Source organism: Pedobacter agri, from assembly GCF_032678665.1.
Lineage (GTDB): Bacteria > Bacteroidota > Bacteroidia > Sphingobacteriales > Sphingobacteriaceae > Pedobacter > Pedobacter agri_A.
In genome coordinates, this window is sequence record NZ_JAVTSH010000001.1 from 377,042 (window position 1) to 392,319 (window position 15,278).

Sequence of the window (15,278 nt, forward strand, 5' to 3'; positions counted from 1 at the left end):
ACGAGTTGTATAGAGTGCGGGGTGGAGCAGTTGGTAGCTCGTCGGGCTCATAACCCGAAGGTCGCACGTTCGAGTCGTGTCCCCGCTACCAAGTAGATTGACGATGGTAGATTTACGAATTTAGATTTGAAACAATCCTAATTCTAAAATCTAAACTCAAAAATTGAAAATGGCCCGTTCGTCTAGGGGTGAGGACGCCAGATTTTCATTCTGGAAACAGGGGTTCGATTCCCCTACGGGCTACAATCCCGCTTTATGATAAATAAGGCGGGATTTTTTATTCAAAATAATGTTATTTGAGGTTTTAACGGACCTTGTCCTAAAAAAGGATACTCACCAATAATCTCGAAGTTAGGATTGGCTTCCGTAAATGGCCTTTTTAACAATAAAATACGATCTGCAGTTGTACTAGATTCATATCTTAGATTTTCCCAACTTGGCCACGCCTTTAAGAAATCAAACATTGAAATTCCTTTAACAATAGTTAAATGAGCATTTTTTGTATTATAACGAGGCAAGTAATTTTTTACTGACTTCAATATTGGTTTGCAAAATTTCCTAATATATTGTACCCGTTTTGAAAACTCATTTTCATCTTTCAGCTTCACATAAAGCGTATAAGTAGGCCCAGAAAAATAATCAAAACCACAGAGGTTTATCTCAAAGGGTGAAATATTTGAGATATTCCTTTCAAAACATAGAAGAAATCTTTTTTCATTTGAAGTTGGCTGCAGTAAATTAAAGACCGTAAAATGAGCAGCAGAAGACGTCCAGCCATAATCATCCTTACATCTTTTTTTCATACTTTCTATATCAGATTTAACAGACTTGTTTGGACTTATTATACCCAAATACTCATTATATATGTGATCCCCCATATTTAAATTTACCAATTTTCTAATTGCAATAAAACACGTATATTTGGTTATAAACTTACACGTATGACCACTAAGCTTACATTAACAATGGAAGATAGCGTAATCAGTTCTGCGAAGAAATATGCACGTCAAAGAGGAAAGAGTCTTTCAGATATTGTAGAGAACTATCTAAAATCAATTGCTACACCTGAAGATACCACAGAAAAGCTATCGCCAAAAGTAATGAAAATGATGGGGGTAATTAAGTTACCTCAGGATTATGATTACAAAAAAGATTTAGGAAATGCTTTGACAAAAAAACACAAACTCTAGCAATGAAGCAGATCTTTATGGATACTAACGTTGTCATTGATTTTTTAGCCAACAGACAACCTTTTTCCCTAGATGCCGCCAAGCTTTTTAACATGTCGCTAGAAGGGAGAATTAGAATTCATATATCCGCTGTCTCGTACAATAATATCTATTACGTTCTTCGTCAGTCACTAACTAATAACGCAACTATAAAATTATTGGAAAATTTAGCAGAAATAACTGAGATTACAGACGTCAGCAATCAGGTAATACGGCAGTCTTTAAAAACAGATTTTAAAGATTATGAAGATGCAATACAGTATTATTCTGCATTGACAGTACCTAATATTGATTTTATCGTGACTCGTAATACTAAAGACTTTAAGAAAAGCACCTTACCAGTTTTAACACCAACGGAAGCAATAGCTTTACTAAGCAGTAAATAGTGGAATCTTCAACATTACCAGGCCCTACCTGCCGGAAGTTTTTCGTACCCATTTTTTTCAGGATCAACAAAAATCAGCGGCTGCAAAAATAATTCACTAAAAATCAACAAGATAATTTATTTATTTCAAAAATCTTCGAGAAGCCTTTTGAAAACTGAAAATATTATATACCTTTGCACTCCTTCAAACGAGGAATCTTTTGAAGATATAGAGTGCGGGGTGGAGCAGTTGGTAGCTCGTCGGGCTCATAACCCGAAGGTCGCACGTTCGAGTCGTGTCCCCGCTACCAAGTAGATTGACGATGGTAGATTTACGAATTTAGATTTGAAACAATTCTAAAATCTAAACTCTAAAATTGAAAATGGCCCGTTCGTCTAGGGGTGAGGACGCCAGATTTTCATTCTGGAAACAGGGGTTCGATTCCCCTACGGGCTACAAGTTTATCACAAATGAAAAAAGGCTGTAAATTTAAAATTTACGGCCTTTTATTTTTCCTGCCCTCTGGTAGCCTTAAGTTGTTACAGGCAAATAGATTAGCTAGCTATAGCTATAGCCTTTTAGTTCAAATATCGCTTATATAAGTCGAGTGAAAAATCTTGTTCATCATTTGTCCAAATCAACAATTAAATAGATATTAGAAAAGCAATCCATATTCTTTAAAAGTTCGAACCAATAACAAATAGTAATAGCAAAGGCTGCAACCAGCTTATGTTAATTGAAAAGTATATGGCTAATAACCTTTTAATGAATGCTAATGAAAAAGATTTATTACGCTCTGTTAAGCATCCTGCTTTTATTTACCTTATCCAGCCAAAGCGGATATACGCAAAACATTAAACAAAAACCAAACATTATCTACATCCTGGCAGATGATCTTGGCTATGGAGATATCAAAAAGTTTAATCGTAATTCTCAAATAAGCACACCAAACCTAGACCGCCTGGCAAGTGAAGGCGCAATATTTACGAATGCACATTCTGGATCTTCAGTTTGCACACCAACCCGTTACGGCATACTCACCGGGAGGTATGCTTTCAGGTCATCTTTAAAAAATGGCGTGTTAAAAGGTTATGATCCGCCATTAATTGAAGAAACCCGTTATACTGTTGCAAACCTGGCAAAAGCTGCCGGATACCAAACGGCAATTATTGGAAAATGGCATCTGGGATTAGGCTGGACAAAAAATGCGGATACTTCCACAATGTTGCAAAATACAATTGGAAAAAATGAAAATCCAAAGAACATAAATTTCGCTGCTCCGATAAAAAGTGGCCCAAATCAACTAGGCTTTGATTATAGCTACATCCTTCCTGGTTCTTTGGATATGGCACCATACACCTTTTTAAAAAATGGTTTATCTACCAATGCTAAAATGATTCCGTTTGAGGGTAACTCCAGTCCCAGGGGTGTTTTTTGGACTGCAGGATTAGCAGCAGATGACTTTGCGATTGAGAAAACATTGGATATTTTCATTAATGAAGCCAAAAACTATATTACAAAAGCAACTTACGATGCTAAACCATTTTTTCTTTACCTACCATTAACCAGTCCGCATGCCCCGTGGCTGCCAGCTGCAGCCTTCAAAAACAAATCTAATGCCGGCATCTATGGCGACTTCGTTATGCATACGGATGATGCAGTAGGTCAAATTATGAAAACATTAGATAGCCTAGGCATAAGCAAAAATACATTAGTTGTGTTTACTTCTGATAATGGAGCGAACTGGAATAATTCAGATGCTGCGACGTACCCGCTACACCAGGCAAATTATATCTTCAAGGGGCAAAAAAAGGATATATGGGATGGCGGCCATCATATTCCATTTATAGTGAGATGGCCAACATTTGTAAAGGCAAATAGTACAAGTTTACAAATCATTTGCCTGACTGATTTAATGGCCACTATGGCGGCAATTACCGGTCAAACCATCGCCAAAACTTCCGGACCCGACAGTTATAACATATTGCCATTATTAAAAGGAAAAAATAAAGCTGTTAGAAAAAGTATTATTCATCACTCCGCTAATGGTACTTTCGCCATTAGAAAAGGAAAATGGAAGTTGATAGACGGCCAGGGCAGTGGCGCAGAATTTTTGAGCAATAAATTAGATGAATCTTCTGGCCAACTTTACAACATGGAACGAGATGAACGGGAAACCAATAATCTTTACGAAAAATATCCTGAAGTGGTAAAAGAACTTAAAATTTTGCTGGAAAAGCAAAAAGAACAAGGGTATAGCAATCGATAAATTATCTTCAAAACATTAATGTGATGTTATTGGGCTAACAAGTACAAAAAATGAAATGGATTATATGCCCCGATTGGGCCTTTTTCTAAACAATATTATTTATACTCGCAAGATGAGGTATTGCCTAAGCCTCCCACAATCAAACTTCTCCTATTTTTGGAAAAAAAATGCCCTATTTCCTTGCAATTTTATTCAAAAGCTACCCACCCACATAAACACTTGTTTTCAGCGTTATAATTTAGGATGAGCCCGATTGCCTACAGACCTGTCATATCCTTTTGAAGGGTTTTTAAAATAAAAGCCATAACAAATAATTAGGATAACAATGGAACTGCCTAAAATAAGTAAGGTGGCACTACTTTTTAAAATGGTTTGAAGACTAACAATTTCTACACCCCAAATCCTTAAACCTATTATGCCCAAAAAGGCGATAACTAACAGGACGATAATAATTCCAATAACCTTTTTCATAACCAATCTTTAAAATCTACTTAACCAATCTTTCTTTTTTTCATCAAACTCATCTTGCGTAATGATGCCTTCATCAAGCAGAAGTTTGAGCTGCTGTAATTTCAACACCGGATCTGTGGTAGAGGAATCAATCTGGTTATTTCTAATCGTATCGAAGGTTTTCCCAATTTCCATCCCTACTCCAAACTGCAAACCTGCGCCAGCCAGGCCACCTTCGTTTCTTGCAGCATCTCGCAGTGCCCGTAGTTTCTCAAGCTCTACATAAGTTAATCCACCCTCTCCCGCCGCTAAATTATCAGCAGTAATATTTGCAATTCTATCAATTCGCTCTTTTGTTCCTTCATCAAACATGGTTCCGTTAAGCTTAAAATCAGTCAAAAGAAAACCCAATTTGGCTACCTCACCATTGATTTGGTCTTTGATCATTTGCGATAGCTGAGGCAATTGCGCATCAATATTCTGATAGGAAACACCACTTTGCGCAAGTGTAGCTGCTATCCCCTGCGGAAATCTACTTTGCAACATTTGCCTGGCATCTAATACTGAATAGTTATCGGCAGAACCAATCACATTAACAAATAAGTGTTTTGCATCAGAAATTGCAAAAGAAAATGAACCGTTTGCACCAAGCTCTACCGGAATTTTATAAACAGGATCTACATATTTAATTGCCTGAGCCGTTCCCCAACCCTGGTTTACGTTTTCAGAAGTACGATAGAAATAAACCTTAAGCTTATGCTCACTCTCGAAAGCAGTACGCAATTTTAATAAAGTGGTGATAAACGGGTGGTTATCTGTTTCAATGTCATAAATCCCTTCAGTAGTTATTTCGTCCGTTAGTTTTCCTTCATACACTAAAAGAACACCTTGACCGGGACCAACAATTAACTTACTTGCATTTTTAAGCTCATCGTTTTCAGACGGAAATTTATAAACCAAAATCTCCGGATTTTGATTATCCCATTCGATAACTTGAGATAATTGATTTTTAAAAAAATTCATAATTCCCATAACTTATTTGATTTTAAATTCTTTAATTAATTTCCCATCCATTCCAATGGCGAGGAGGAGATTTCCTGCCCTAACCACAAATCCATCTTTGTATCGAGTACCATCATAAAAATATTCATGAGTAGGAACTGGATAGCTAAAAATTAATTTGCCGTTTTTTGCATCAATACATTGAATATTGGTTGGTGATTTATCTGCAGGGGTTTTATTTACAGCAATAACTACATAATCGTTATCACTAAATAAAATTTTAGGATTAAAATATACCCTGCCCGGGGTAAGATCTGTATAAGAACGGAGAACATCCCAAAGAAAATAATTGAGTATTTTTTCACCCCTATAATTCATCCAGCGCAAAGGCACATAATAATCAGGCCCACCCTCATTATCTTTCATCGTATATTTAAACAATTGTATTTTCTCTTCAGGGTAATCGCTGCTAAGCAACGAAAAACTATATTCGGTTTTAACTTTTTCATTTAATTCCTTTTTTTCAAAAGTTTTTCGAACCATGCTTATTTCATCCTTTGTGTAGATTTTATTAACTAATGGATAAAAGAAGATGTTTATACCCTCGTTGCTCATTAAGTTCAAAGCTTCTCCGTCGCTATCATACGCAAACGCTGCGTTCGCAATTCCGCTTGCCAATTTAGGATGATCTTTAAATAATGATTGAGTAACATTATTTGCTGCTAAATTTTCCTTATCAATTTTAAATACAAATGATTTATCCGCTATAGCGTATAAATCGCCATTGCTTAATAGTTTTAACTTGAAATCGTTATTATTCGCAATATTAAATGTTCCTATTTTTTGTGTTTTAAGTTCTTTGTGAGATATCAAATCGTAAAAACTGATATACTCACCAGTTTCATTATCATTATCCGAATACCTTTTAGCACCAAGTACTACCACTATCGGCTGACCATCTTTATTAATGTAAGCCAGAAACTCTTCAGAATACCAACTGAATTCTGCCCTGACATGTTCATTTCGATTAACACTTTTTTTACTGCTAAATAATAAGGGAATAGCGAGCGTAAAAAGAATGAATACCATTACCACACCACCAACTATTAAGCCTACTTTTTTAGCAGTTGATGGATCAGAAAATGGTGAGGGAGAATTATAATTTATATTATGGTTGATATTGATATCATCATTATCCAGAAAATATTCTGTATTGCAGCTGTTGCATTTAAAATGATCGGCTTTGATTTCCGTTTTCCCAATACTTCCGCAATGCGGACATTTAATTGCTTTGATTTGTTTAGCCATGTAATGAGTGATATTGATTCTTTGCTAAATCAGAAGGCAAGTTTAACGCCAATTACAAAGTATTTTATCCATAATTTAAATACGCACCGAACAAATTATTATTCGCAGGGTTTATTCAAATAAGCGTAAATACGGATTTTTTAGATCGAAAGTTCATTTCAAATTAATGTATCAATAATTGGATCGTTTTAACCGTAACGGACTGAATATGGTATATAATTTACTGACTTGCCTGATCTAAGTTTAATTAAGCTTCATCTATGAAACAAAATGCCATTATAAAAGCCTCTGCTCAAGATTATTTACAGCTCATTCAAGTTTGGGAAGCTTCGGTAAGGGCCACCCATCATTTCTTGAAAGAAGATGATATTTTGAGCTACAAAGAATTGATTTTAAACGAATACTTTGATCAGGTTGATCTATATTACATTGAGGAAAATAATATTATTTCAGGATTCTTAGGTTTGGCAGGCGATACCATACAGATGTTATTCATTCACCCTGATCAACGCGGCAAAGGCATTGGAAAAAGATTTATAGATTTTGCTATAGCTGAAAAAGGTACAGACAAAGTAGATGTTAATGAGCAAAATGAACAAGCAGTAGGGTTCTACAAACATTTGGGTTTTTCGGTATCAGAGCGTTTCGCCGAAGATGCAGCAGGTAAACCCTACCCCATTCTGGCCATGGAGCTACAGTAAACGCAACACATTATTCTAATTGTATAAGTATTAGGAAGGAATAAGAAAAAAGGGCAATAAATAGTTCGGAAGAAACTCGACAATTTATGTAATTTTATACAATTACGGATAAATCGCCCTCGTGAACAACCAAACAACAATATCCCGAATCGTATTTTTGTTCCTTTTACTAAGTGGACAAATAACTCAGGCTCAAGCGCCAATAATTGGTTACAAATCGCCAGAAACCTATTTTACTGGCGTTACCATCATGCCATCATCACCAACCAATACAGGCGGTTCAGTACCTCCAAACATTTATCAGCAGGTAAGTACTTTCGCAGGCAGCGGTTCTGCATCATCCTATAACGGAACTGGTTTATCATCTGGTTTCAATATGCCATCGGGTATAGGCAGCGATGCGCAAAGTAATATTTATGTTTGCGATTATGGCAGTGGTCAGATTAGAAAGATAACACCGGCAGGATTAGTGAGTACCATTGGATATGTAGGTACACCCACAGGACTTACTGCCGATGCGGTCGGAAATACGTACATTTCGAGCTTTGATAATTACAGCATCCATAAAATAAATACAGCGGGGGCAAATTCGATATTCGTGGGTGCAACTGCTGGCTTTAGTAGTCCTGGCGGATTAAATTTTGACTTGGCTGGAGACCTGTACCTTGCCGATCAGAAAAACAATAAAATCAGGAAAATATCGAGCACCGGCTTCGTAACCACTGTTGCCGGATCAGGTGCTACAGGCAGTTTAGATGGAACTGCGGCATCTGCAACATTTAACAATCCTGATGGCGTTGCGGTCGACCGTGCAGGGAATGTTTATGTTGCAGATGCTGGCAATAATAAAATCAGAAAAATTACACCTGCAGGTGTTGTTTCTACTTTTGCTGGTAATGGCATAGCAGGCAGCACTGACGGAACTGGAACCAATGCCCGGTTGTATTATCCAACGGGAATTACAATTGATCCCTTGGATAATTTATACGTCGCCGATTACCGGAATAACCGTATTCGTAAAATTAGTCCGGCAGGTGTAGTAACTACATTAGCTGGAAATGGTGCAGCTGGAAATTCGAATGGTATTGGTACTAACAGTAGCTTTAACGGACCAATAATGCTTGTTTTCGATATTCAGGGGAATCTTTTTATTACCGATTTTCAGAACAACCTGATAAGAAAAATATCACTTACAGGATATACCATTGACAAAAATTTGCCCGCCGGGCTTATTTTCGATGCCAAAACCGGGACGATTTCAGGCACAGCAATAACCACCTCACCCCTAACCGATTACATGATTACGGCCTATAACCTTTTTGGCAGTAGTAGCACGGTTTTAAAAATTCAAGTCATTTCTGTTAGTAGCATTGCTTTCCCTGAAATACCAGCAAAAACACCTTGCGATCCGGATTTCGATCCCGGAGCCTCCAGCGGTTTACCAATTACTTACACGAGTTCAAATACACAGGTTGCAGAAATTATAAACGGGCGTATCCACATCAACGGAACAGGTTCAAGTACCATCACGGCGTCTAATGGCGTTGAAACTAAAGAACAAAATTTGGTGGTTTCCGGCTACCAGACTCCATACGCTTTAATCCGTACAATTACCAATACCGTTTGCGAAGGCACTCCCGTAACTTTTAATGCCGCTACCGATAATATTGGAGATAATCCTACATATATCTGGCTGGTTAATGGCGAACAAATCACCAATAATTCGGCAACACTAACTACAACTGAACTTAAAGAAGGAGATCAGGTTACACTGCAAATTATTAACAACGATTATTGTATTCCAATCGCTTCCGGCATATCAAACATTATCAGAATGAGTGTTATGGAGAATGAAGTTACAGCTGTGAACATCGAATCATCGGCAAATGGCGCCGTTTGCTTCGGCAGACCAATCACTTTCACTGCAACAGCTGAAAATGTTAACATCATAGAATCTTACAAATGGTTTGTTAACGGCAAGGACATAGATATGGCAACCAGTTCGGTAACCCTTAATAATTTGAATGATGGTGACGAGGTTAGCTGTACGATAAAAAGCAATGGTAACTGTGTGAGCAATTTAATTGCCTATTCTAATGTAATCAAAACTTCCATCAGAAATGACTGCGAAATTGTTGCACTTAATTCTTTCAGTCCTAATGGTGATGGGATTAACGATTACTGGAAAGTGATGAGTGTAGGCATAAAAGATTTGGTTAAAGTTTTTAACCGCAACGGCGGTGTTGTTTATTCGGCTACAGGTTATGGAAATCCATGGGATGGAACTTTAAATGGCAAGCCCTTGCCTATCGGCATTTACTATTATCTCATTATCGCTGACGGAGGAAATAAAAAGTTATCAGGTAGCGTAGCGATTATCAGATAAACATGAATTACAACAAAATGCAAATTTTTGAACCTTTGGCGAATATTTGATGTTATTATTCAGAACTGATTAATAATTGAATAATGGCAAAAGAGAAAAAGAAAGCTACAAAGAAAAAAGGTGGCAAGAAAAAAGGCGAAAAGAAAAAGAAAAAAGGCACTAAGAAAAACAAACTGGGTGTAAAAAATTCGCTGGTAAATAACATCAATGCCCGCAAAAAGAAAGGCAAATCCCGGTCTAAAAAGAAATCGAAAATCAGCAAAAAAGCTTATAAGAAAATGCAGAAGGGCTGGAAAAAGAAGTAGAGAAATCATTTAGCTTTTTGATTTAGGGAATCAAACCTCGCTATCCAAATAATACTACTTTCCCAAAGGATAGCTATATTCTTTTGGAAAGCTGTAAATTTGTGTCATGACCTTTAGGAACAAAAATCATACAAAAGAAACTTGTAGCGCCAGCTTGAATGCGGTAAAGGACGCACTTTATGTATTAAACGGAAAATGGAAACTGCCGCTAATTATTGCTTTACAGGATGGTCCAAAACGTTTCAACGAAATTCAGAAATCGCTCGGAGAGATTACGCCGAAAATTTTATCCAAAGAATTGAAAGATTTAGAATTGAATGAGTTTGTGATTAGAAAGGTGTTTTCTACCACCCCGGTTACTGTTACTTATGAATTGACAGACTACAGTGGTTCGCTTGATAAAGTAATTGATGAGTTGAGAAACTGGGGAACACAGCATCGCGAACGTTTGGTTTTAAATCGAAAAACAACCAAAATATTGGAAGAGGCCTAACTCCAGGGAACAAAATTTCGATTGCAATCTGCTTAATAAAAAGTTTAAATTTCGTATTTACATGATTATCTGTAATATCGGTTATCTTTGCAGAAAATAAAAGCGATGGCGGTATTACATAAAAAAGAAGAAAAAATTCAGGCAGTGCTGGGTAGGTTGCCTAAAAAATATACAGATGAGCAATTCGTAGAAATGTTTATCAAACTTTATTCGAAAGATTGGGGCAAAATTAAATCAGCCTATATCAAACAATCGCAGGATAAAGAGCCTGGTCATGTGATTAATATGCCAAAGCCGGAAGTTTATTTGAAGCAGATTTTAGCCATCTATTTGCAAAATGTAGATACTCCGAAAGTAGCTGAAGCTAAAGAAGAAGTGGCTACAGAAACTCCTGTTGAAGAACCAAAAAAAGCTAAAGCACCAGCAAAGAAAAAGGCAGTAGTTGAAGAAGAAATTGTTTCTGCTGACTCAAAAAAAACTAAAGCACCTGCGAAAAAGAAAGCTGAAACCCTTGAAGCGCCTTCTGCAGAAGTAAAAAAAGTCAAAACACCTGCTAAAAAGAAAGTGGCCGATGAAGAGGAAGCACCAGCTGTAGAAAAGAAACCAAAGGCTGCTGCGAAAAAGCCCGCAGCAAAAAAATAAAAATATTTTTGACCCTGTATAATAAATTACCTTTTTGGTTGTTTATATATATGAGAGCGTTAATTTAGATGACGGGGATAGGTCGGTATGATTTATCCCCGTTTTTTTTTGGCGGGATTTCTTCTAAAATCGTCTTGCTGAATTTATTTCAGCATCTTAATAGCATCAAACCTTCTGAAATAAATTCAGAGTGATGACTAAAGAAAAAAAAAGCCGTTCCAAATGGAACGACTTTAACAATCAAACTTAACCAGCAAATTACTTATCTATCATTTTATAATAACGAACATAATCTACATCCATTTTTTGTGGCCAGATGGAGGTATCAACACCCATCGCCCCACCCCAATCGCCCCCAACTGCGATATTTAAAAGCAAATGGAAGCGCTTATCAAATGGCCAAACCTTATAACCATTGCCTTCGTTGGCAAATTCAAAAACCTTGACGTCATCAAAATAGCCCCGTACCGCATATGGCGTCCAGTCGACCCGGTACAGATGAAAAGCGGTACTTACCCCATCGATTTTCTTGGTGCTCGATTTTTGAGTGTTAATCTTGAAATAGTAGGCTTCGGTATGCGTGGTAAAGTGAACCACATCCTGATCATAACCCACATGCTCCATAATATCAATCTCTCCTGATTTTGGCCAATCGCCGTAAAAACGATCGGTTGGCAACATCCAAATGGCCGGCCATGTACCTTTTCCCGAAGGCAGTTTTGCTTTGATTTCAAAACGACCGTATAAAGCATCGAGTTTATTTCTGGTAACCATACGAGCAGATGTATAAGCCATGCCACCCATATTTTCTTTTTTCGCCGTGATGGTTAACATACCGTTTGCAACCTGCGCATTGTTAGTGGTATTGGTATAAAACTGCAATTCGTTGTTGCCCCAGCCACTGCCACCGGTATCATAATCCCAGTTACTACTGAGTGGTGCCCCTGAATTGGTAAATTCATCTGCCCAGGTTGGTGTACTTTCAAATGTCCAGCCCTTATCAACCGGAGGACCTGCCGGAGTAGGTGGTACATAAACTGGTCCGTCATCTCCTGTTTTTTTCGAACATGAACTCAATGCAATCACTACAATTGCCAATGCCGCAAAACCCCTCTTCATTAATTCATTCATTGATCTTTTCATAAGGTAAAAATTAAAAGGATCAGTTTATCTTTAAAGGGATAAACTGATCTTAAAGCAGTTCTATTTAAATTCGAAATCATCGATGTAAAAGATGCCCGGATTTGGATGACCTTCGCCACCAAGCTGAACCACAATTTTATCATACAACGTTTGAGCGCTGATGCCAGAGAAATTAAACTCGAGCTGCGTCCAGGTGTTATACTGAACTGTGGTGAGTGTTTTTACAATTTCAGTTTGTGTTTGCCATGCATTACCTCCCAATAAAGAATTTTGTAATTTCACAGAAACTGTTGCAGGTGTTTTAGTAAAATCATTTCCACTTGGGAAGAAAACTTTAAGCCTGATTTTGTTCGTGGTAGTCAGGTTAAAGCGGTAAGGAAGTGTAACATTTAGGTTTCCATACTGCCCGTCAGCACCGGTTCTTTTCTCATAATACCCGACTTTTGCCGAGGTATTTACAGGAAACTTTGCAGGATTATCGTAAGGTCTTACAAAATCAACATTTTCGGCAGTCCAGGCAAAATTAGCAGTAGCTTGAAAATCATCACTTAAGTTGGCTGCCTGCAAAGGTTTTTGAACCACTGGCCTCACGTATCCTTTCTTAACCAGTTTTAAATACCAGGCATTACCGGCATTTGCTTTATCCAGGCAACGCAACCACATTTCATTTTCATTTAACGATAAGATCTGATATTGAGATACGCCCAAATAATAGCTGATAAAACCTCCGCCAGAAATGGTAAGGTATTTCACGCCATTGGTTTCAGTAACCAACCAGGTTAAATTGGTTGGAGGTGTATAGTTTACCGTCGGATCGCTTGATGCTGCTGGTCCGCCAATACCCGGCGCATTCGCTGCATTGGCAAAAGTTGTTCCTTTATTATCGTAGGTATATTTTAACGCATTCATGTTAAAGGTCATCTCGTCATCGTAAAAGCCCAACCCATTTTTTTCATCAGCCGCAGCCTGATACCAATCCGGCCCCTGAGAAGTTACCGGACCAACGCCTAAATGGCCGGCAGATTTCTGATCAATTACCCAGGTAAATCCCGCTGCATTTGATAATCCCCCGGATAATGTCGTAAAAGCCGGATCAGTTAACATGGCAGGATTAGTTGCTGCAATGGTTACGGCTTTGGTGCTTGATACAGAACCACCCGCAGTAACAATGGTTAATTTTACGTTGTATGTTCCAGCCAACGGGTAAGATGCGCTAACCGTATTGCCATCGGCAGTGGCACCGTTTCCAAAATCCCAAATGGCTTTAAAACCAGGTGATTGGTTAACCAAGGTAACGATGTTGGCATTTGTAGCGGTCGGCGTAACAGTAAATTTCACCTGATCTGCAGTTGGTGCAGGATCCAGATCCTTATCTGTATTTTCTTTCTTGCAAGCACTGAAGCTTAATACAAATAGCAGGCATAGAAATCCGGCTGTTTGTTTAATGATATAATTTAATTTCATGATACTTCTAATTAATTATAGCCAGGATTTTGTTTAATAACACCTTTTGTTAGGTCGATTTCTTGCTGTGGGATAGGTAACAATTCACTTTTACCCGACTTGTAACCAACTGAACCCAATGTAGCAACTGCCCTATTCGAACGCACCAGATCGAAGAAACGGTGGCCTTCAAACGCAAGCTCTAAACGGCGCTCGTTGTAAATGTTATCAAGTGTTGCAGGCACAGCCGCTAAGCCAACTCTTGCCCGAACTGCAGTTAACAATTCCAATGCTCGTGTGGCATTTCCACCTGATCTTACTAAAGCTTCAGCTTCCATTAAATAAGTATCAGCTACGCGGATTTCAATTTCATCAATTGGCCAGTTTAATTCTGCGACACCACTGTTTGAGCGATAAGCCTTTAGTGGCGCATATTTTTTAATGAAGTAATCCGTGTTTTGGTAACGGGCGTTGTACGTTCCGCCGGCGGCTTTCAAAGCTGCTCCATCAATAATTGAAGTAGCAAAACGCGGATCAGCTTTCATAGCGTTTACCAAATCCAATGTTACCGGGCAAAAACCCCAGCCAGCAGAATAAGTATCGCCATTATAACTATCCATACCAATAAATTGTGGTGCAACATTACCTTCACCGCCATTTACCCAACCCCAATCGCCCCATGCAGATAACGTAGAATGAGGAATTTCCAAAATCACTTCTGCATTAAACTTATTATCCGGACGGAAAATATCGGCATAGTTTGGCAGCAATGCATAACCATATTCATTGCCGGCTTTATTCACATCATTGAACAATGTTGCAGCCTCAGCAATTTTACCGTTATCATTCTGGTAAAGTAAAACCTTGCCTAATAACGCTTTTGCCGTTCCTCTTGAGATTCTGCCTTTTTCATTCGAAGCTACAGTGGCTGGTAAATTAGGGAAAGCTTCTCTTAAATCTTTTTCTACCTGAGCATAAATAGCAGCAGGTGCAGCCTGGGTTTGCGTGTACAAATCGGCTGTTGGAATTTGTTTTGTGATCAGTGGAACGTTACCGAAAAAACGAACCAGATCGAAATAAAAATAAGCCCTTAAAAACTTTGCTTCAGCAGTTACCCTTGATTTAAAGGTGGCGCTTAAAGTTGTTGCTTTTTCAATTTTCTCTAAAATGATGTTGGCACGATTTACGCCGGTAAAGTTTTTAGACCACAGGCCAACCTGAGGGCCTAATCTTGAATCCATGTTAAAGTTATCATAAGCTACCCAACCCGGTTGATCGGAAGCATTTCCACCACCTGCCCAACAATCGTCAGATGCGGCACTTAACAAAGGTTGCTTCATGGTATAACCGCCACTTGTACCCCATTGCATCACATCATAAACAGCAATTAAACCCTGATAAACTTCAGTTTCGTTGCGATAGAAATTTTCTTCCGTCGCGGTACCTTTTGGTGTTAATTCCAAAAAGTCTTTTTTGCAGGAAACTGTTAACTGCATGATCGCCAAAATGGCTATCGAATATTTTATATGTTTAATTTTCATA

The 15,278-nt window shown here is 38.1% G+C and carries 15 protein-coding genes and 4 tRNA genes; 12 read left to right on the plus strand and 7 right to left on the minus strand.

Going from position 1 to position 15,278, the window contains the following annotated elements:
• The first annotated feature begins 15 nt into the window (after positions 1 to 15).
• Positions 16 to 91, plus strand: a tRNA-Met gene (locus tag R2Q70_RS01670).
• An 80-nt stretch (positions 92 to 171) separates the two neighbouring features.
• Positions 172 to 243 (plus strand) — tRNA-Glu (locus R2Q70_RS01675).
• Between the two features lie 38 nt (positions 244 to 281).
• Here R2Q70_RS01675 and R2Q70_RS01680 read toward each other — a convergent pair.
• Complete coding sequence (locus R2Q70_RS01680; RefSeq protein ID WP_316805953.1) at positions 282 to 878, minus strand: 2'-5' RNA ligase family protein; 597 nt, start codon at positions 876 to 878, stop codon at positions 282 to 284.
• Between the two features lie 63 nt (positions 879 to 941).
• On the opposite strand from R2Q70_RS01680, the gene R2Q70_RS01685 reads away from it, so the two are divergent.
• The 5 genes from R2Q70_RS01685 (at position 942) to R2Q70_RS01705 (ending at position 3,863) form a co-directional block, all read left to right on the plus strand.
• Entirely contained in the window at positions 942 to 1,190 is a 249-nt protein-coding gene (locus tag R2Q70_RS01685; RefSeq protein WP_316805954.1) for a DUF6364 family protein, read from the plus strand.
• 2 nt (positions 1,191 to 1,192) lie between these two features.
• Complete coding sequence (locus R2Q70_RS01690) at positions 1,193 to 1,615, plus strand: PIN domain-containing protein (RefSeq protein WP_316805955.1); 423 nt, start codon at positions 1,193 to 1,195, stop codon at positions 1,613 to 1,615.
• Between the two features lie 213 nt (positions 1,616 to 1,828).
• Positions 1,829 to 1,904, plus strand: a tRNA-Met gene (locus tag R2Q70_RS01695).
• Between the two features lie 74 nt (positions 1,905 to 1,978).
• Positions 1,979 to 2,050: transfer RNA gene (locus R2Q70_RS01700), tRNA-Glu, on the plus strand.
• A 319-nt stretch (positions 2,051 to 2,369) separates the two neighbouring features.
• On the plus strand, positions 2,370 to 3,863 hold the full coding sequence (locus R2Q70_RS01705) for an arylsulfatase (protein ID WP_316805956.1): 1,494 nt from the start codon (positions 2,370 to 2,372) through the stop codon (positions 3,861 to 3,863).
• A 231-nt stretch (positions 3,864 to 4,094) separates the two neighbouring features.
• Here R2Q70_RS01705 and R2Q70_RS01710 read toward each other — a convergent pair whose 3' ends face one another.
• From R2Q70_RS01710 to R2Q70_RS01720, 3 genes are read right to left on the minus strand one after another with little or no spacing between them, the layout of a single operon-like run.
• Positions 4,095 to 4,334 (minus strand): hypothetical protein, encoded by a 240-nt coding sequence (locus R2Q70_RS01710; protein ID WP_316805957.1) that lies wholly within the window; start codon positions 4,332 to 4,334, stop codon positions 4,095 to 4,097.
• A 9-nt stretch (positions 4,335 to 4,343) separates the two neighbouring features.
• The gene (locus R2Q70_RS01715) at positions 4,344 to 5,336 is read right to left on the minus strand and encodes an SPFH domain-containing protein (RefSeq protein ID WP_316805958.1); all 993 of its coding nucleotides are present in this window, start codon (positions 5,334 to 5,336) and stop codon (positions 4,344 to 4,346) included.
• A 12-nt stretch (positions 5,337 to 5,348) separates the two neighbouring features.
• Complete coding sequence (locus R2Q70_RS01720) at positions 5,349 to 6,623, minus strand: hypothetical protein (protein ID WP_316805959.1); 1,275 nt, start codon at positions 6,621 to 6,623, stop codon at positions 5,349 to 5,351.
• A gap of 260 nt (positions 6,624 to 6,883) precedes the next feature.
• Here R2Q70_RS01720 and R2Q70_RS01725 point away from each other — a divergent pair, with 260 nt between their 5' ends.
• The 5 genes from R2Q70_RS01725 (at position 6,884) to R2Q70_RS01745 (ending at position 11,150) form a co-directional block, all read left to right on the plus strand.
• Positions 6,884 to 7,324, plus strand: a complete 441-nt coding sequence (locus R2Q70_RS01725; protein WP_316805960.1) for a GNAT family N-acetyltransferase — start codon at positions 6,884 to 6,886, stop codon at positions 7,322 to 7,324.
• 121 nt (positions 7,325 to 7,445) lie between these two features.
• Positions 7,446 to 9,710: a gliding motility-associated C-terminal domain-containing protein gene (locus tag R2Q70_RS01730; RefSeq protein WP_316805961.1), complete on the plus strand. Its 2,265-nt coding sequence runs from the start codon at positions 7,446 to 7,448 to the stop codon at positions 9,708 to 9,710.
• Between the two features lie 83 nt (positions 9,711 to 9,793).
• Positions 9,794 to 10,015 carry a hypothetical protein gene (locus R2Q70_RS01735; RefSeq protein ID WP_316805962.1) on the plus strand — a complete coding sequence of 74 codons (222 nt, stop codon included), beginning with the start codon at positions 9,794 to 9,796 and terminating at the stop codon, positions 10,013 to 10,015.
• 106 nt (positions 10,016 to 10,121) lie between these two features.
• Complete coding sequence (locus tag R2Q70_RS01740; protein WP_316805963.1) at positions 10,122 to 10,508, plus strand: helix-turn-helix domain-containing protein; 387 nt, start codon at positions 10,122 to 10,124, stop codon at positions 10,506 to 10,508.
• Between the two features lie 87 nt (positions 10,509 to 10,595).
• Positions 10,596 to 11,150, plus strand: a complete 555-nt coding sequence (locus tag R2Q70_RS01745) for a hypothetical protein (RefSeq protein WP_316805964.1) — start codon at positions 10,596 to 10,598, stop codon at positions 11,148 to 11,150.
• A gap of 258 nt (positions 11,151 to 11,408) precedes the next feature.
• On the opposite strand, the gene R2Q70_RS01750 is transcribed toward R2Q70_RS01745, so the two are convergent.
• The 3 genes from R2Q70_RS01750 to R2Q70_RS01760 are packed head-to-tail and all read right to left on the minus strand — an operon-like array spanning position 11,409 to position 15,277.
• Complete coding sequence (locus R2Q70_RS01750) at positions 11,409 to 12,293, minus strand: glycoside hydrolase family 16 protein (protein WP_316805965.1); 885 nt, start codon at positions 12,291 to 12,293, stop codon at positions 11,409 to 11,411.
• A gap of 60 nt (positions 12,294 to 12,353) precedes the next feature.
• On the minus strand, positions 12,354 to 13,757 hold the full coding sequence (locus tag R2Q70_RS01755; RefSeq protein WP_316805966.1) for a PKD domain-containing protein: 1,404 nt from the start codon (positions 13,755 to 13,757) through the stop codon (positions 12,354 to 12,356).
• An 11-nt stretch (positions 13,758 to 13,768) separates the two neighbouring features.
• Positions 13,769 to 15,277, minus strand: a complete 1,509-nt coding sequence (locus R2Q70_RS01760; protein ID WP_316805967.1) for a RagB/SusD family nutrient uptake outer membrane protein — start codon at positions 15,275 to 15,277, stop codon at positions 13,769 to 13,771.
• Between the last annotated feature and the right edge of the window lies 1 nt (position 15,278).